Annotated in this window: 17 protein-coding genes; 7 read left to right on the top strand and 10 right to left on the bottom strand. The window is 59.1% G+C overall.

What is annotated here, in order from left to right:
• Positions 1-5: 5 nt before the first annotated feature.
• Positions 6-1,028: an exopolyphosphatase gene (locus tag WMQ00_RS01250; protein WP_200288077.1), complete on the bottom strand. Its 1,023-nt coding sequence runs from the start codon at positions 1,026-1,028 to the stop codon at positions 6-8.
• 41 nt (positions 1,029-1,069) lie between these two features.
• Between WMQ00_RS01250 and cobA the strand changes: the two genes are divergently transcribed.
• On the top strand, positions 1,070-1,807 hold the full coding sequence (gene cobA, locus WMQ00_RS01245; protein WP_023020769.1) for a uroporphyrinogen-III C-methyltransferase: 738 nt from the start codon (positions 1,070-1,072) through the stop codon (positions 1,805-1,807).
• Between the two features lie 111 nt (positions 1,808-1,918).
• Here the strand turns inward: cobA and WMQ00_RS01240 are convergent, their stop codons facing one another.
• From WMQ00_RS01240 to WMQ00_RS01225, 4 genes are read right to left on the bottom strand one after another with little or no spacing between them, the layout of a single operon-like run.
• Positions 1,919-2,968, bottom strand: coding sequence for a sulfite exporter TauE/SafE family protein (locus WMQ00_RS01240; protein ID WP_023020768.1), 1,050 nt, complete (start codon positions 2,966-2,968; stop codon positions 1,919-1,921).
• The gene (locus tag WMQ00_RS01235; protein ID WP_200288079.1) at positions 2,962-3,648 is read right to left on the bottom strand and encodes a sirohydrochlorin chelatase; all 687 of its coding nucleotides are present in this window, start codon (positions 3,646-3,648) and stop codon (positions 2,962-2,964) included. Before WMQ00_RS01235 ends, WMQ00_RS01240 begins: the two co-directional genes overlap by 7 nt.
• Before the next feature lie 9 nt (positions 3,649-3,657).
• Positions 3,658-3,909, bottom strand: a complete 252-nt coding sequence (locus WMQ00_RS01230; RefSeq protein WP_200288081.1) for a hypothetical protein — start codon at positions 3,907-3,909, stop codon at positions 3,658-3,660.
• Positions 3,906-5,582, bottom strand: coding sequence for a nitrite/sulfite reductase (locus WMQ00_RS01225; RefSeq protein WP_200288083.1), 1,677 nt, complete (start codon positions 5,580-5,582; stop codon positions 3,906-3,908). The genes WMQ00_RS01230 and WMQ00_RS01225 overlap by 4 nt, the downstream gene beginning before the upstream one ends.
• A 252-nt stretch (positions 5,583-5,834) precedes the next feature.
• Here WMQ00_RS01225 and WMQ00_RS01220 point away from each other — a divergent pair, with 252 nt between their 5' ends.
• A complete protein-coding gene (locus WMQ00_RS01220) occupies positions 5,835-7,190 on the top strand; it encodes an FAD-dependent oxidoreductase (RefSeq protein ID WP_340440593.1) in 1,356 nt (451 codons plus the stop codon).
• On the opposite strand, the gene WMQ00_RS01215 is transcribed toward WMQ00_RS01220, so the two are convergent.
• Together WMQ00_RS01215 and WMQ00_RS01210 are read right to left on the bottom strand one after the other, a co-directional pair.
• Positions 7,187-8,554: a phosphomannomutase/phosphoglucomutase gene (locus WMQ00_RS01215; protein ID WP_200288085.1), complete on the bottom strand. Its 1,368-nt coding sequence runs from the start codon at positions 8,552-8,554 to the stop codon at positions 7,187-7,189. The two genes, WMQ00_RS01220 and WMQ00_RS01215, sit on opposite strands and share 4 nt — an antisense overlap.
• 54 nt (positions 8,555-8,608) lie before the next feature.
• A complete protein-coding gene (locus tag WMQ00_RS01210; RefSeq protein WP_023020762.1) occupies positions 8,609-9,076 on the bottom strand; it encodes a DUF3499 domain-containing protein in 468 nt (155 codons plus the stop codon).
• Positions 9,077-9,171: 95 nt separating this feature from the next.
• On the opposite strand from WMQ00_RS01210, the gene WMQ00_RS01205 reads away from it, so the two are divergent.
• Entirely contained in the window at positions 9,172-9,642 is a 471-nt protein-coding gene (locus tag WMQ00_RS01205; RefSeq protein WP_023020761.1) for a metallopeptidase family protein, read from the top strand.
• 80 nt (positions 9,643-9,722) lie between these two features.
• Here the strand turns inward: WMQ00_RS01205 and WMQ00_RS01200 are convergent, their stop codons facing one another.
• From WMQ00_RS01200 to WMQ00_RS01190, 3 genes are all read right to left on the bottom strand, one after another.
• Complete coding sequence (locus tag WMQ00_RS01200) at positions 9,723-9,971, bottom strand: WhiB family transcriptional regulator (RefSeq protein WP_005528147.1); 249 nt, start codon at positions 9,969-9,971, stop codon at positions 9,723-9,725.
• A gap of 567 nt (positions 9,972-10,538) precedes the next feature.
• The gene (locus WMQ00_RS01195) at positions 10,539-11,633 is read right to left on the bottom strand and encodes a sugar phosphate nucleotidyltransferase (protein ID WP_023020760.1); all 1,095 of its coding nucleotides are present in this window, start codon (positions 11,631-11,633) and stop codon (positions 10,539-10,541) included.
• A gap of 100 nt (positions 11,634-11,733) precedes the next feature.
• Positions 11,734-12,633, bottom strand: a complete 900-nt coding sequence (locus tag WMQ00_RS01190) for a glycosyltransferase family 2 protein (RefSeq protein WP_023020759.1) — start codon at positions 12,631-12,633, stop codon at positions 11,734-11,736.
• 124 nt (positions 12,634-12,757) lie between these two features.
• On the opposite strand from WMQ00_RS01190, the gene WMQ00_RS01185 reads away from it, so the two are divergent.
• The 4 genes from WMQ00_RS01185 to WMQ00_RS01170 all read left to right on the top strand — a co-directional run bounded on the left by WMQ00_RS01185 (position 12,758) and on the right by WMQ00_RS01170 (position 17,754).
• Positions 12,758-14,389 (top strand): LCP family protein, encoded by a 1,632-nt coding sequence (locus WMQ00_RS01185; RefSeq protein WP_340440592.1) that lies wholly within the window; start codon positions 12,758-12,760, stop codon positions 14,387-14,389.
• Between the two features lie 25 nt (positions 14,390-14,414).
• Positions 14,415-15,080 carry a TIGR03089 family protein gene (locus WMQ00_RS01180; RefSeq protein ID WP_200288089.1) on the top strand — a complete coding sequence of 222 codons (666 nt, stop codon included), beginning with the start codon at positions 14,415-14,417 and terminating at the stop codon, positions 15,078-15,080.
• A 43-nt stretch (positions 15,081-15,123) separates the two neighbouring features.
• On the top strand, positions 15,124-15,861 hold the full coding sequence (locus WMQ00_RS01175; protein WP_049359436.1) for a sulfite exporter TauE/SafE family protein: 738 nt from the start codon (positions 15,124-15,126) through the stop codon (positions 15,859-15,861).
• A 501-nt stretch (positions 15,862-16,362) separates the two neighbouring features.
• Complete coding sequence (locus WMQ00_RS01170) at positions 16,363-17,754, top strand: hypothetical protein (protein ID WP_200288091.1); 1,392 nt, start codon at positions 16,363-16,365, stop codon at positions 17,752-17,754.
• Positions 17,755-17,923: the final 169 nt, after the last annotated feature.

The following is a 17,923-nucleotide window of genomic DNA, read 5'->3' as shown; positions in this document are numbered from 1 at the left end:
TGTTTCTATCCTTTAGAAATCTCGTAGGCGGTCGCGGAGAAACTCCGCGTAATAAGCTGCAGTGAGCGGGCAAGATGCCCGAGGCCCGGTTCCGGGTCAATGCTGCGGACTGCAAGCGAGTTGGGCAGGTTCGCCTCTTCCTGCCCCCAGAAAATCACCTTCAAGGGTACCAAAGCATCCGTAGTGCCATCGCCATCAATGAAGGGGTCAAAGAAGAGATCATTTGCTCGGGAGCTATCGGAATCTCGGTCGAGTGCGCGTCGCAATTCCGCAGGGTCCACGAAAGCGCTCGGCAGGCCATGCACCGCCCAGATGGTCGCAGCCATACGAGCGACGAGGGCGTCGATCTGCACGTGCTCACGCCGCTCAGAAAAGGAATAAGGGTCGAGCACGCAGGAGTGGATGATGCGGGCGCCTTCGATAAATTCGCGCAGTTGGCGGCCCGGATTGGTAGTGGCATCGCGCTCAGGGGAAAGCTGCGCGAGTTCGCGGTCCACGGCTGCAGCAAGATCCTCCAGGATCTCTTTCACCGCGGTCGGGTCCTGGTAGAGCAGGCAGCACAGAGCATGCAGTGCGGCGATGTTGCGGGCAGGCGAACTGCCCTCTGCCGTAGGTAGGCAGGGGGCGATGAGGGTATCGTCCGGGCAGTCCTCCACGAGCGGGCCCTTGGCCGGGCCAATCAAAACGGTGGTGGCGCCGCGCTGGCTGGCGGCAATTAATGCGCACGAAGCCCAATCGCATTCGCCGGTCTCGCCTACGACAACAACCACGTCCAATGCTCCCACGTAACGCGGGAGCGATTCGGTGACGACGAGCGGGATTCGCAGCGGCTCTGCAAGGCCGACACCCAAGTGGGCGGCTTCCCTGGCAATCGCATCGGTGGGGATTATGACCAGCGAGCGAGGATTAAGCCCGCGGAGCGCCTCGCTCCAAAGCTCCACTTCTCCGGCCAATAGGCGGATTTGAGCGCCTTCGTGCGCGACATCAAAAAAGCGCACGGTTTCGGCATCATAATTACCGGTATCCATGTGGCTTAAGCATAGTCGGGCACCCACTAAGATGGAGTCCCATGACTTCCGCACAGATCCATCCCGTGACCCTCATTGGCGGCGGCCCCGGCGCGTGGGACCTCATTACTGTACGCGGCATGCGCGCCTTGCAGGATGCAGAGGTTATTCTCGCCGATCACCTGGGACCTACAGCGCAGCTCGATAGGCTGTGTGATATTTCTTCCAAAGAGCTCATTGACGTCTCTAAACTCCCCTATAAGAAGTCAATCTCGCAGGAAAAGATCAACGAGTTACTCATCACTCATGCCCGCTCTGGCCGCAAGGTAGCCCGCCTTAAGGGAGGCGATCCCTTCGTCTTTGGGCGCGGATTTGAGGAAGTTCAAGCGCTGGCGGAAGCTTCGATTCCCACCACGGTCATACCGGGCGTAACTTCAGCTATTTCCGTTCCCGCAGCCGTTGGCGTTCCGGTAACTCAGCGCGGCATCGTCCACGGCTTCACGGTGGTTTCCGGGCATCTACCACCCGGCCACGAGAAATCCTTGGTGGACTGGGAAGCTCTCGCCCGTTCTGGCGCCACGCTGGCGGTCATTATGGGGGTTAAGAATGCACCGGCGATTGCTAGCACGCTTATTGCAGCCTCCCTCTCCCCTTCCACCCCCTGCGCCATCATCCAAGAAGGCACGCTTTCTACCGAGCGCGCTTACCGCTGCACCTTGGCCACACTGGCGCAGACGATAACAGAGCACGATATCTCCTCGCCGGCGGTCTATGTCATCGGCGAGGTGGCCGGCCTCTAGCGGGTTCAGGGTAGCAAGACTCGCATAAGCCCTAACCCCACTTTCGGCCGCGTTCCGCCTACTGCAGCCAAACCTTGGTCTATTGCCTGGCCAAAGGCCGCAGTCGATGCGCTACATTCGGTCCGAGGCGGGGCTTTCGGGCGCCTTATCCTGCACGATGGTGACACCTGACCTGCGCGAACCGTGGAAGTGATGGGCGGCGGCGACACGCTCTGGGTAATCCGGGGCATGAAAGTCCGCGTGGGCGGCTTCCTCAGCGTTTTCTGCTTCCAATTCCGCTGCACGGGCACGCGTAGTGCGCAGCGTGCCACGAACTGTTGCGGCCGCACCAGCAGCGACCACGACGGCGATGACTATCGAGGTAACTGCTGATGGCACTGACCAGCCAAAGTAGGTCTCGGCGCCACCGATAACCTTGCTGATATTAAGCCCTACGATGGCCGTGCCCACCAATCCACCAAGCAGGACTGGGTTGATACGGGAGATGAGCCACGCAGCGATCGGAGCAGTGATGGCGCCGCCGATGAGAAGCGCGATAACGGCGGCAAGGTTGCCGACGATGTCGTGCCAGAGGCCAACGATAAAGCCCGCGGTGGCACCCAAGGTCACGAGGAATTCGGCGGCGTTGACCGTGCCCACAATGCGGCGCGGCTGCTCCCGACCAATGGCCATAAGCGTGGAGGTCGACACGGGACCCCAGCCACCGCCACCGGTAGAATCGACAAATCCGCCCACCAGGCCAAGGCCGGCGAGAAACGGAGTGGAATGCGAGCGCTTGTAGGCGGAACCGCGGCGGCGCGGTTGGGAGAACCGCCAGATGAGGTTAGCACCAATGCCTACCAGGATGAGTGCGGTCACCGGTGCAGCAGCGGCAGTGGAAATATTCGAAAGCAACGTGGCCCCCACAAACGCGGCAATACCGCCGGGGACGCCAAGGCGGACCACCGTCTTCCAGTCCACGTTGCCGAAGCGTGCGTGGCTCAAACCGGAAATGGCAGTGGTGCCAAGCTCAGCGGTGTGCACGACGGCAGAGGCCTGCGCGGGACCTAGGCCGGCAAGGAGCAGCATCGTGGTAGACGTGACGCCGAACCCCATGCCGATGCCACCGTCCACGAGGTTGGCGGCCGCACCGGCGAGGGCGATGAGAATGAGAGTTAGCATGGCGCGAATACCTCCTTTGCACCGCGGCGTGCATGATGAAAACGGTCTGCGACGAGGCCTGAAATATCAGTGCCGAGCGGGTGCTCAACGGTCGCGGGAACACCCGCCAAGCGGTCTAGGAGCAGCCCCTCGGTGACAAAGAGCGGTATGACGCGCACCCGCTTAGGGTCCGCATGCTCGCGGCACAGGCGCACGATCCCCTCGCGGCCACCGCGGGTAGCAAATTCCACCGTCACGGGTACGCCGGTGAGCGCGAAGGTGCGGTGGGCGAGCTCACGGATGGCATCATTCGCCGCTGAATCGGAGGAACCAACGGAATAGATGACCACGTGGGCGTCGCCAGGCCGGGTACGTGAGGCGAGCACATGGGCGAGGTCCTCGCCAGTGCCGAGGCCTGCGGCGAGGTAGAGGGACAAGTGTGAGGCCTGGGAGGCTGCGGCAAGCGCGCGCGGAACATCAACGCGCTGGTGATACCCCTGGGTGAAAAGCAGGGGAACCACAATTGCCTCGGTTTCCCCCACCTGGGCAAGCTCGAGCGCGGCCGCGGTGAGGTCAGGCTCGTTGAATTCCAGGTGCGCCGCGCGAGCTGGACGCAGGCCCGTGGCCTGGGTCAAACGCTCAATTCCGGCCGCAGCACCCGGATGCCGTGAACCGTGAGACAGGGTAATGAGTGCGGGCATGGGGCATCCTTAAGCCTTTAGCGCCGTGGTATGGCCGCGGCGGGCAAGCGAGCGCTTCAGTGCTTCGTTGGAGGACACGGCCGGTGCAGGGACTACCGGGGCATCGTCCTGGCCGTGGAAACGCACGGAGAAAATCCGCAAGCATTCCTGGCATTTCCAGGCAAAGTCGTCTTCCTCATCCGGAAAGAGGTCGGTTCCGGCGCAATATGGGCAGAAGCTGGGATGGTTGCGGTTGGGATTGGGCTGGCGGCGAAAATTCACTGCAAGTCCTCCTCAGCTGCGCGCAAAACCCAGTGGCGGAACTGCTCACCTTCCTCGCGCTGCTCCTTGTATTTGTTGACCAAGCGGATGACGTACTCGGGCACCTCATCGGCCACGACCTTGTGGCCACGCAGCTTGCGGCCCCAGTCCGGAGACAGGCCAAGGGCGCCGCCTAGATGGACCTGGAAACCCTCGACGCGGTTGCCCTCGGAATCAGTGACGATCTGCCCCTTCAGGCCAATGTCTGCTACCTGTGAACGCGCACAGGCGTTGGGGCAGCCGTTAAGCGCGATGGAAATCGGCACATCCAGATCACCCAGGGTGTCTTCCAGGATGTCCACCAACTCGATGGCGCGGGCCTTGGTGGTCACGTGCGCGAGCTTGCAAAACTCCAGCCCGGTGCAGGAAATGACGCCACGGCGAAACTCGGATGGCTGGGAATACAGTCCGGTCTCGTCGAGCGCACGGGATAGGCTCGGGATGTCCTCTTCATCGACGTCGAGGAAAAGCAGCTCTTTCATCGGGGTAGTGCGAATACGGCTAATCCCAAATTTCTCAGCCACGTCTGCGATAGCGATGAGCTGTTCGCCGGTGGCATGGCCCACGGTAGGCTTCACGCCCACGTAGAACTTGCCGTCCTTTTGGCGGTGCACGCCAAGATGATCGCGAGAGCCGGGCTCGACTTCCAACGGGACGCCATCCAGCAGCGGCTCATCTAGGTATTCCTCTTCCAACACCTGGCGGAACTTTTCAATGCCCCACTTAGCCACCAAGAACTTCAGGCGGGCTCGGTTTCGATTACGGCGGAAGCCGTAGTCACGGAAGATGCCGACCACACCGGCCCACACCTCAGGCACGCGTTCTAGGGGAACCCAGGCGCCGAGGGACTGCGAGAGCATCGGGTTAGTAGAAAGGCCTCCGCCAACAAAGCAATCGAATCCAGGGCCGTACTCTGGATGGTTCACGCCTACGAAGGCGACGTCTTGTATCTCGTGTGTGACGTCCTGACGGGAGTTGCCAGAGATGGCGGTTTTGAATTTGCGCGGTAGGTTATGGAACTCCTCACGCGGCAGATAGTTATTTTTGATCTCTTCAATGGCCGGGGTGGCGTCAATAATTTCATCTTCTGCCACGCCCGCGACAGGCGAGCCCAGGATAACGCGGGGCACGTCGCCGCACCCCATAAGCGTGCTCAGCCCCACCGACTCAAGCTTGTCCCAGATGGTGGGCACATCCTCGATACGAATCCAATGCAGCTGGATATTTTGGCGGTCCGTGAAGTCCGCGGTAGAGCGGGCATAATCACGCGAGATCTCACCCACAGCGCGCAGCTTGGCGGGATCGGCGCGGCCACCATCGAAGCGCACGCGCATCATGAAGTACTCATCCTGCAGCTCAGCGTTAGAAAGCTTAGCGGTCATCTCACCGCCCAAGTTTTGGTTGCGCTGGGTATAAAGGCCCAACCACTTGAACCGAGGAGCTAGGTCATCAGAAGGGATCGAGGAAAATCCTTGCTTGGAATAGATATCGATGACGCGCTGCTTGGCAGAAAGCCCACCATCCTCCTGCTTAATTACCTCATCGTTATTGAGGGGCTTGGTACCGTCAATCTTCCATTGGCCTTCGGGCTTCTTGGCGCGGGGAGTGCGCTTGGTATTAGTCGCGGTGGTCATGGTGTAGATCTCAACCTGCCTTTCCTAAGTATTGAAAGACAACCTACCCGTCTAAATCAGACAGACAAAGCGGTCTTTTTTATTTTCAAGTAAAAAATCGCCATAACCTGCGCAAAAGTCAGAATAATTTTAGAAACTAATTCTTAGCCTTGCCGCAATCTAGACCAGACGGTTCAATTGCCAGAAAGATAAAGCTAAGAAAATGAACCCAGCGGTCTAGCCCCGCGAGAAAGAGAAAGGCCTTCGCACAACATGAATCAGCCCTTAAAAGTAGCCGTGATCGGTGCCGGTCCAGCCGGCATCTATGCCTCCGACATCTTGGTAAAAAAGACCGGTGGTGAGGTACAGATTGACCTCATTGAGCAGATGCCCGCCCCCTTTGGCCTCATCCGTTACGGCGTAGCACCGGACCATCCGCGCATTAAAGGCATCATTAAATCCCTCCACCGCGTACTCGATACGGAGCAGATTCGCCTGCTGACCAACGTGCACATCGGCCGGGATATCACCGTCGATGAGCTGCAGCAGCATTATGATGCCGTGGTCTTTGCCACCGGCGCCGTGGGCGACCGCCACCGCGATATCCCCGGCGCGGACCTCGACTGCGTGCATGGTGCCGGCGAGTTCGTGGGCTTCTACGATGGCAACCCGCGCTTCGAGCGCAATTGGGATCTTTCCGCCACAGAGGTCGCAGTCATCGGCGTGGGTAACGTGGGCCTTGATGTCTCCCGCATCCTGGCCAAGACTGGTGACGAGCTCAAGGTGACCGAAATCCCCGATAATGTCTACGATTCCCTGGCCCAGAACCAGGCCGAGACCGTGCGCGTCTTCGGCCGCCGCGGCCCGGCGCAGGCCAAGTTCACCCCGCAGGAGCTCAAGGAGCTGGACCATTCCGAGTCCATTAATGTCGTGGTTTCCCCGGAGGACATTGACTATGACGAGGCTTCGCTGGCCGCGCGCCAAGAAAGCAAGTCCACTGACTTGGTGTGCCAGGTGCTCGAGCAGTACGCCATTCGAGATCCGAAAAAGGCACCGCACACCCTGCAGATTCACCTTTTTGAGCAGCCGGTGGAGATCATGGGTAAGGACGGCAAAGTCAGCGGGATTAAGACCGAGCGCACCGCCCTTAATGGGGATGGCAGCGTGCACGGTACCGGGAAGTTCACCGAATGGCCGGCGCAGGCGGTCTATTTCGCCACCGGCTACCGCTCCGATGCGGTCGATGGCGTGCCCTTCAACCAGGACAAAAACGTCATCAATAACGATGGTGGCCATGTCATCGATGCGGCCGGCAAGGTAGTTCCGGGCCTGTACACCACCGGATGGATTAAGCGCGGGCCAGTGGGGCTCATTGGCAATACCAAGTCCGATGCCACGGAAACGATTGGCATGCTGCTTGCCGACGCCGCCTCCGGCACCCTCCCCTCCCCTTCCAGCGACGCAGATATCACCGAGGTCCTTAGCGAGCGGGGAATCGAATACTTGACGTGGCAAGACTGGCAGCGTTTAGACGCGGCCGAGCGCGCACTGGGCGAACGCGAGGGCCGCGAACGCAAGAAGTTCGTGGAGTGGGAGGACATGGTCTCCCACTCGCGCGCCGAGGTTTAACGGCGGATGATGGCGAGGACTTCGTCGACGATGGCCTGAACTTCGTCGGCGGTCTTTGCCTCTACGTTGAGGCGTAGCAGCGGTTCCGTATTGGAGGCGCGTACGTTAAACCATGCCTCGGTTCCCTTGAGCTCGACGGTCACACCATCCAGCTCATCGACGGACTCAATTTTATCCGCCAGCTCATCCAGCACTGCCTGGGTAGCGGCTTTCTGATCCTCCACGGTGGAATTGATCTCACCAGAGGCTTCATAGCGGGAGTATTCTGCCATGAGCTCGCTTAGCGGCTTATCGGACTGTCCGAGCGTTGCCAGCACGTGCATAGCGGCAAGCATGCCGGAATCAGCATTCCAGAACTCCTGGAAGTAATAGTGCGCGGAGTGCTCACCGCCGAAGGCGGCCTTGTGCTCAGCCATCTGCGCCTTAATGAAGGAGTGACCCACGCGGGTGCGCACTGGGGTGCCGCCCTTTTCCTTGATGAGCTCCGGCACGGTCTTAGAGGTAATCAAGTTGTGGATGATGGTAGCGCCGGGGAACTTATCCAAGTAGCGTCCTGCCACCAACGCGCAAATGGCAGACGGGGAAACAGGCTGGCCTTTTTCATCCACGACGAAGCAGCGGTCCGCATCACCATCAAAAGCCAAGCCAATATCGGCTTTCTGCTCCACGGTGAACTTCTGCAGATCCACCAGGTTCTTCGGGTCCAGCGGATTAGCCTCGTGGTTCGGGAAGGTACCGTCAAGTTCGAAGTACAAATCACGAACCTCGAAAGGCAGGCCATCGAAGACAGCCGGCACGGTGTGGCCACCCATACCATTGGCGGCATCTACAGCCACGACGAGAGGCTTGGAATCCTCCAACGGCACCAGCTTGCGTAGGAAGTCCGCATAGCCAGCCAGAATCTCCTGCTCTGCAATCGCACCTTCAGTGCCGGTGTACTCAGGGGTGCCTTCAATAAGCATCTGCTTAATCTTCCCCAAACCAGTCTCCTGGCCCACAGGCACTGCGCCGGCACGACAGAGCTTAATTCCGTTGTACTTGGCTGGGTTGTGGGAGGCGGTAAACATAGCGCCCGCGCACTCCAGGGAACCAGCGGCGTAGTAAAGCTCGTCGGTAGAGGTCAGCCCCAACAGGGTCACATTGAGGCCCTGCGAGGTCACACCCTCAGCGAAGGCGCGCGCCAAAGACGGTGAGGAGGGACGCATATCGTGGCCGACGGCCACGGTATTTTCGCCTTCCTCACGCAAGATGGCGGCAAACGCAGCGCCCGTATCGCGCACGAAGTGTTCATCGATGTCTTCGCCCACCACGCCACGGACGTCATAGGCCTTAATTACTGCATCAAGCTGCTCACGAGTTCGCATACCCAGCAATAGTACTCTCGCCCGCAGGGAAACTACTGCACTGCGGGGTCCGTGTCAGTCCAGTTCCGATTCCGCCGGCGTTATTTCATCGGGTACAACCGAAAGGTGGGCACGGCGGGCCTTTTTGGCATAAGCCACGCGACGGGTACGAAAGACCGGGTGATTCGAATTAGCTGGGTCAGCGCCATCAAAGGTCGCGGAATAGTCGATAGGGTCTGCCCCCGAACCGGCGCTACCGTCATCGACCAAGCCGGTGGTCACGCGGCCGTCTTCCTTGACCGCTTCTGCCAGGGCCATCAGATCGTCTTCCTCATCCAGCTCGATGCGATCGACGCGCACCAGCTCCCAGCCCACCGGAGCCGAGATGCGATCGCGGTGCGTGGCGCACAGGTCCCAACTGTGCGGGTTCTCTTCTTCCGCCAGCGGGCCGACCACGGCCGTCTGGTCCGCGTACGCATAGGTCAATGTCGCCACGGCGGGGCGGCCGCAGCCTGGGCGGGAGCAATGGCGAGAAATAGTCACAGCGCATAAGTCTAAACCCTTAGTTGAGATTTAGATAGTCTTCGCCCCGGCGTGGCTCCGCTAAATCCAGACCACCTGCGCCTTAGAATCAGGGCATGACCGCCGCTCGCCCGCACATCCGCCCCGCCCGCGACCGACACGGCCACGGCATGCGCGGACCCCTCCTCCCCCAGCAGACTCCGCGCTACCGCAGCGCGCGCGAGCACTTCGACATGGCCGTCTTGGAGGCCTATGCCCCCATCCAAAACTCCTTCGCCCCGCAATTGCGTGGCCTCGACCTAGCCGTAGACACCATTCCGCGCATGCGGCTCTCACCCGATATGACCGTGCTCCCGGATGAGATTATCGCCGATGGGCCGGTCCCCCTCGGGCGCGTGGTTCCTGCCGGCGTAGACTCCGCCGGCCACCCCACGCGCGCCCGGTTGGTCATTTTCCGCATGCCCATCGAGCAGCGCGCTTCCACCCCGTCCGAGCGTTCCGAGCTTCTAGGTACGGTTATTACCGCGCTCGTGGCGAATTATCTCAACTTGGACCCGGAGGAAGTGGATCCACGCTATAGCTGGTAGCCACCTTCACGATATGACCCAGCAGAAAGGCCCTGGGCCGCACGTCATGTGCTTGCCCGGGGCCTTTCTGGACACCTTAATTATCCAATCTCGCGCTTGAGGCGGCGGCGCTCACGGTCCGATAGCCCGCCCCAAATACCGAAGCGCTCGTCGTGCTCCAACGCGTACTCCAAGCATTCATCACGCACCGCGCAGGCCTGGCAAATGCGCTTAGCCTCACGGGTAGAACCTCCCTTTTCAGGGAAGAATGCTTCAGGGTCCGTCTGCGCGCACAGCGCTTGGTCCTGCCACTCCTGCTCGACGGCACCGAAGAGTTCATCGAGTGACATCTCTGCAGCAGCACCGCCACGGAGAATGGCGTTGTTATTAGCCATTTTGTCCACGCCTTTTCCTTTCTCCGAGGTTGGGTAATTCTAATCAGTGCAACCGACCGTACACCACATTCCCTTTGGGTAACCCCGCTGGGCCGGTGTGGAAGTAACGGCGTCGGCCGCTGTTTCTTTCACTGATGTAATTTCACACCGGATCACTAAATATCGTCAACCCGAATTAGCGGCTTCTTCGCACTTTTCGGCAAAAACGCAGCACACGATCCCCACGCGTCACATCTGTAACAACTACTCCCCACCGGGGGTATAGGTAGGGGGTACTACATGTAGTGGCACCCCGTTTTTCTGTCAACAATTTTCAGAAAATTCCGGCGTGTCGCGCGCACAATCTCTCAAAGAAGGGATCTACGTACTCAGCAACGCTGCACAGATTTCGCATTATGGTGGCAACCTCAGAAGGACGGACTGAGTAATTCCGCATGAAAAAGGCCGAACCAAAGACGCATTTTCCTCAGTTCGGCCTGTCCTGGTTGGACTTATCGCAGTTCCTAGCCCACGGCAGGAGCGTTAAGCATCGGAGCTAAAACGCACTCCAGCGTCCGGGATGGAAACGCCGGGGAAGACACGCATGCCGTCGAGAAGCTCGCAGCGCGCTCCAATGTGGGCGCCCTCGCCAATGACGCAGTTTTCAATGACCGCGTTGGCGCCAATATGTGCGCCGGAGGCAATAATGGAGTTATGAATGATGGCACCTGGCTCAATGCGTACGCCATCGAAGACGACGGTGCCCTCGAGGCGAGATCCGGCGCCTACCTCGGAACCACGGCCCACGGCAGTACCGGACAGCAGCAGCACGCCACCAGCGATGCCGGCCGAAGGATCCACCAAGGACTCGCCGGTCTTGCCTTCAATCAGCGGGGAAGGCGCAATGCCGCGCACCAAGTCCGACGATCCGCGAGTGAAGTCATCTGGGCGGCCCATGTCGCGCCAGTAGGAGTTGTCCACGTGACCGACAACGAGGCGACCCTCTGCCAGCAGTCCCGGGAAAGTCTCGCGCTCGACAGAGACGACACGATCGGCCGGAATAGACTCGATGACCGAACGCTTGAATACGTAGCAGCCGGCGTTGATCTGGTTGGTCGGCGGGTCCTCAGTCTTTTCCAAGAAGGCGGTTACCCGACCATTGGAATCGGTAGGCACGCAGCCGAAGGCACGAGGATCAGCCACGTTGAGCAGATGCATGGTGACATCGGCGTCCTTGTCATGGTGCGTGGTGAGGATTCCCTCCAGGTCCATGCCGGACAGCACATCGCCGTTGAAGACCATGACGGTGTCATTGCGCAGCTTGTCGTAGACATTGCGGATACCGCCGCCGGTACCGAGTGCGGTCTCTTCCACCACGTACTCGATCTCCAGGCCTAGGTCCGAACCGTCGCCGAAGTACTCCTCAAAGACCTCAGCCTTATATGAGGTAGACATGACCACGTGCTCGATGCCGGCGGCCTTGATGCGGGCGAGAAGATGCTGCAGGAACGGATAGTTGGCCGTCGGCAGCATCGGCTTCGGTGTACCGATGGTTAGTGGACGCAGGCGGGTACCGCGACCGCCAACGAGAATCACTGCATCCGTGCTGGCACCGTGGGTGGTGACTGCTTCAGTCATAGTCTTCCTTATGTATGCAGACAGTTTTATTCGGTGATTTTCTGAGGGACAGTGTAGAGCTTAAAAGCGCAATCTAGGTCAACGGCACGCGCACCGCGGCCTAAGAACCTGCCGATGCCGAGGCAATTAACCCACGCACCCGCAGCCCCAGCCACAGTGCACCACGCAATGGGGCCTGCCACCAGGCGGGGTGGCGGTCTGCTTGGAAGCGGTAGGCGGAGTCATGGTGCGCGCGTAGCATGGCGCCGGCGTGTGCTTGTGTGGAATGCCCCTTGGCGTGACTGATGACTGCTTCTGGGCAGAAAATGTTTTGGTAGCCGGCGCGCGCGAAGCGATCGCCTAGATCTACGTCTTCGAGGTACATGAAGTAACGCTCATCAAATCCGCCGATGGCTTCAAAAGCCTCCCAACGCACAAGAAGGCAGGAACCAGATAACCAACCAGCCGGCCGCTGCGTAGTCATATCGGTTTCATTGCGATAAGCGCGCGACCACGGATTAGAGGGCCAGATCGAGGAAAAGAGGGCGTGCCCAATGCCGGTGGCGACGGTAGGCACGGCACGGGCAGAGGGGTAATTGGTGCCGTCCGGCTCTACTATGCGCGGGCCCACGGCCGCAGCGTCCGGCCATTTGCGGGCACACTCGATGAGCCGATCGATAGATCCCGGTCTAAAGGCAACGTCCGGGTTGGAAATCAGGAAAAATTCCTCATCTACTCCGCCGCGCTCGCGGGCGAAGCGGGCACCGGCGTTCATGCCAGCGCCATAGCCGATATTCCCGCCGGTATCGAGGAAATCTACCCCGGCGCGCTCGCGGGCGGCAGCCTCGGGAACACCGTCGGTAGAGCCATTATCCGCAAGCACCACCTTGGTGCCGCGGGCGTACGCACTCGGCAGGGAGTCTAAAAAACTACCGAGGTATTGTCCGGGACTATAAGTCACGGTGATCACGGCCAGTGGGAGTTGAGTTGGAGTAGTCACAATGGCCACGAGCTTAGTCACAAGCACTCCTCGCGCTGGGCAGGGACACTGCCCGAACACGCGAAATCGGACGCGGATCACTAAGTTTTTAACGTTCTGCCCTAAACTGTCTCCAGATCCCCACCAATCTAGAAAGCCTCCACTTGTGACTTCTGAGAACACTCGCCGGGCGCGCACCATTCAGCCGGCGCCCTCTGCCGCTAGTGCGGTAAAGCAAAAAGGTTCCACGGCCATAAAGACGATCGTAGCCCTGCTATCCGCCCTGATCCTGGTGGTATCTGGCGTGGGTTATGCCACCGTCGGCCGGCTTGATAATGGTATGTCTTCTGCCAAGGACTTGTCCTTAGGCGGCAAGGGACTTTCCGGTGACTCGCTCGATGGCGCGGTGGATATCTTGCTGGTGGGCAAGGATTCGCGCACCGATGCTAAGGGCGATCCCCTCTCCGATAAGGAACTAGCAGACCTGCACGCCGGCGTGGCCGATGGTGAGGAAAATACCGACACCATGATGCTCATCCGCGTTCCGGAGGATGGTTCCCGTGCTACCGCCGTGTCCATTCCGCGCGATACCTATGTTAAGGATCCGGAGTACGGCAATATGAAGATGAATGCTGTCTTCGCCTCTCACAAGAACGCCAAGGTGGACGAGCTCAAGCAGGAAAACGCAGAGGCAGAAGCAAAGGGCAAAAAGAAGCCGCACTCGGATAAGGACATCGAAAAGCAGGGCGTCGAGGCCGGCCGCGAAGGGTTATTGGCCATCGTGCGGTCCTTGACCGGTGTGTCCATCGACCACTACGCGGAGGTGGGCCTGCTGGGCTTTACCCTGCTTACCGACGCCGTCGATGGTGTCGAAGTCTGCCTCAATGATGACGTCAATGACGATATGTCTGGCGCTAAGTTCAGCAAGGGCAAGCAGACCCTCGATGGCGCCAAGGCCCTAGCCTTTGTGCGCCAGCGCTACAACCTGCCGCGCGGCGACCTCGACCGCATCGTGCGCCAGCAGGCTTTTATGGCTTCCCTGGTCAATAAGATCTTGGACAATGACACCCTGGCTAATCCCTCCAAGCTTTCCAAGATTGCCAAGGCGGTGGAACGCTCCGTAGTCATCGATGAGGGCTGGGACATTATGGGCTTTGTTACCCAGCTTGCCGGCCTGGCAGGCGGCAATGTCACCTTCACCACCATCCCTGTTACCTCCATCGACGGCCAGGGCGATTATGGCGAATCTATCGTCACTATCGACGCCGCCGAGGTTCACCGTTTCATGGACGATTTGGCTAAGTCCCACGATGAAGCCACCGATGAGGCCAAGGCCGAGGATAAGGACAAGCAGAAAAAGGCGGACAAGGACAAGGACGTCGATCCTAATATCAATATCCACGTCCTCAACGCCGGCAATATTGACGGCCTAGCTTCCGGCATCGGCTCTTGGCTTGAGGGCAAGGGCTATACGGTAGAGCGCTCCGCTAACGCGCAACCGGGCATCTACAGTGAGTCGCAAGTGGTAGCCGCTGATCCGACGAGCAAGGAGGCGAAAGCCCTAGCCAAGAAACTGGGTGGCCTGCCGGTGGCAGAGAACCCGCAGCTCGATAATGACACCCTCATCGTCGTGGCTACCGATGACTACCAGGGCCCCTCCGATAAGGAGGCCAGCGCCCAAGAGCCGGAGGAAGACAAGTCCAGCCAGCCGGTAGGCACCCCGGGCGATGACTTCGGTACCGCCAAGGTTTCCCCAGAAATCGACGCCGGTGGCGATGGCCCGCGCTGCGTGAACTAGCACTTCTCCCCTACGATGGGCGAGTATGGAACTACTCGCCCATCTTTTGCATGCCGATGCCGCCTCTCCGCGCCTTACCGTATATAACGAGACCACCGGCGCACGCATGGATTTTTCCGGGCAAACGCTCGACAATTGGGTAGCGAAGATCGCCAATATGCTGGAAGAAGAGCTCGACCTGGAGGCAGATTCCACCATTGCCATCGATCTGCCCTCCTCGTGGCAAGCGGCCGTTGTGGCCTTGGGTGCGCTCGCCTCCGGCCCTTCCTATAGCTTTGGCGAGTCTGCCGCGCTTGCCGACGTCGTCTTTACCTCCCCCTCCCGCTACCCCGCCGCCCATGATCGTCAACCCCAAGCCGATATCGTGCTCATCAGCGAGGACCCCTTTGGCCGCGGCGTCGTAGAATCCGGCGGCGATCTACCCACTGGCGCTATTGATTTCGGCCCTACCGTGCGCTTCTACGGCGATCAGTACTTTGGTGAAACCCAGCCACTGCCGCAACTCGTCAATACTCCTGCGAGCGCCGAGCGCCTGCTATCTACCGGCTGGTCTGATAATGAGTCTTTTTCCCGCGCCGTGCTCGAGCCCCTCGCCGCGGGAGGTTCCGCCGTCATCGTTGCCGGCGTGTGCCCAGCAGAGCGGTTGGAGGAAATCGCCTCCAATGAGAAAGTGACAGCTCGCCTTTCCTAGGTTTAGTCGGCAGGATTGAGCCCAGATACACTTAGCACTCGTTATGTTTCTGGGAATCTCCGCGGACGCATGGTCCTATATCTTCATCGGCCTCCTCATCCTTGCCGGCACCATCACTCAGGGCGCCATCGGTTTTGGTTTAGGGACCATTGCCACGCCCATCATCGCGCTCATTCGACCTGAGCTGCTACCCACGCTCATTCTGCTGCTCGCGTTGTGCATTTCTAGCTATACGCTATCGCGCTCCTACCGCGAGACTTCTTGGCGCGTGGTGGGAATCTCTTCTCTTGCCCGCATCCCCGGTTCCTTAATAGGCGCTTGGGCAATCGCGAGTCTGTCCCCTGATGGATTATCCATCTTCATCGGTTGCGCCGTACTCTTTGCCATGACCCTATCCAGTTTGGGATGGAGCCCGCGGCCGACCACCCTCAATACGCTCATCGCCGGCGTAGCCTCCGGCATCCTGGGCACCTCCACTTCCATAGGCGGCCCGCCCATGGCGTTGATTATGAAGCGTTTTGATCCGAACCGTACCCGCGGCACTTTGGCGGGCACCTTCGTCCTCGGAACCTTAATTTCTCTTATAATTTTGACCCTCAATGGACAGATCAGCAGCACCCAAGTAACCGCTGCGGCGGCCTATTTCCCCCTTATTGTCATTGGACTTATCGCAGCGAACTACCTCAACCGATTTATAGATAGGAAACTGCTCAACCGCATCGTCATCATTGTGGCCATCTCTGCAGCCCTCATGCTGATCGTCGAATCCGCCCTCTTCTAGCCCTGCACCCCACCCTCTTCGGAACATCCTGGACAGTTCCGGTTGCGAAAAGCACCAACCTCTGCCATGTAAACGCCTATAACTTATGACATGTAACATTCACGCGCAGGCATTTTATAACCACCTTTCACCCGCTTAAATGCAGCGTACGACGCATATAGTGGTACGCCCGTAATTTCCCTACAAGACTCGTACGTCACTTTTGGGAGAGGCAGAATACCCCCACACGGGGGTATTCCAATTCGCTCCAAATAGGAATTGTATAGACATCTATCCATCAATAATTTTTGACGCACTATCGACCACTTAGCAGGAACAAGACCTAATAAACAGCTTGGTCTATATGAAGTATATCGCTCCTTCTGGAGGCAAAATATATAGACATCTAAGAGATGACGTAACTTTAAGCGTGTTTTAGCGTTTTCTTAGCGCAACGTCGAGAGTTGCTGGATTTCATTCATAAGTTCATTCATTTTCTACCTGCATTAGGAGAAGTTCTAGATGTCGATTCGTCGTCGCATGACCGGCTTGACCGCCGGCCTCATCGTCGCCGGCACCGCATTCGCGGCACCGCTGGCTGGCGCCACCACCCAGACCGAGTCCTACCCGGAAACCCCGGCGCTGAACCCGGATCTGCCCATCATCCACACCACCCACGGTTCCGACCACATGAAGGCGAACGTTCTGAACCCTCGCCCGGTATGTAACCCGTGGGAGGACCACCGCACCGTGGTCTACAAGGTTTCCGATCGCTTCCTGCCGGCCGGCACCATCTCCACCACCAACCAGACCAAGAAGGACATCCCGCTGCAGCAGGATCTGTCCAAGTCCCAGTCCATCTCCGTTTCCGTCAACGGTGACCGCACCGAGACCACGTCCATGAACCTGGGCGGCAAGGGCTCCGGCAAGAATGCTGAAGGCTCCGCAGGCATCTCCCACGAGATCGCAACCAAGATTGGTGCTAGCGCCTCCTACTCCCTGTCTTGGGAGGCTGGCCAGTCCATCGGACCTTACGACGTTCCGCCAAACCACACCGGTGAAGCTACCTACGGCTTCCGCGTGCTGAACATGACCGGTACCCAGCAGTACTGCAAGCCAAACGGCACCTGGTCCACCCCGACCGCTTGGAATGCAATGCAGCCGGTTAAGAACGAAGTTCGCGTCAAGCTGTACGACAAGCTGTCTGATTCCTACGCTCCTAACAAGGATGCCCAGAACACCACCGACGTCAACGACCCGAAGGTTGTGCAAGAGGACAAGAACCTCGAGGCTGACGCAGAGGTAATCAAGGACACCGAGGGCACCGCCAAGGAAGATGCCGAGAAGGTTTCTGAGGCAGAGGGCAAGAACGAAGAGGCTGCTGACAAGAAGAAGCAGGAAGAGGTTGATGCCAAGGAGGACAAGAAGGACTCCAAGCACAAGCTCGACCTCGAGCCTTACATGACCGTTTCCGGCGCTAAGCACGCTGGCTTCGCAGGCACCGTTGCAGTCCGCGCCAAGAACGTTGGCTCCGAGCGCTACTACGGCGAGTTCCCAGCTACCCAGTTCCGCGTTGATGTGAAGACCGCCAAGGGCCCGAAGGGCGTTGACCGCCTCATCACTCCGCGTTCCTCCAAAGGCGCTCACATCCGTGACCTGGGCTTCAACGAGAAGACCTCCACCCGCTCCTTCGAGGTAACCCTGGCTAACCCGATTAACGCTGGCGAGGAGGCTCGCATTGCGAACCTGGACTTCGGCGATGGCAAGACCAAGGAAGGCCGCCTCATCAATAACATCGAGGTAACCCAGACCTCCCGCATCAAGGGTGATGACTCCAAGTACAACGACCAGAACGTTGATTCCCGCGAGCACACCTTGAATGACTTTGGCAAGAAGGCTGAGGGCCTGTTCTAAGAACACCTCACTTCTGCCCTAGGAATATAGTTTCCTAGCCCGTCTCAAACAGAAGGCCGCCGCACCTCCCATGGTGCGGCGGCCTTCTTCTTGTCCATTGGCCGACCCACCTCCAACTTTGTATCCTTGACCGGTACGTCATGCCTTCTCGAAGGGAGTTTTATAGAGA

The sequence above is a fragment of the Corynebacterium sp. KPL2825 genome (genome assembly GCF_037908445.1).
Lineage (GTDB): Bacteria > Actinomycetota > Actinomycetes > Mycobacteriales > Mycobacteriaceae > Corynebacterium > Corynebacterium kefirresidentii.
This window is presented reverse-complemented; position numbering and strand designations above follow the sequence as displayed.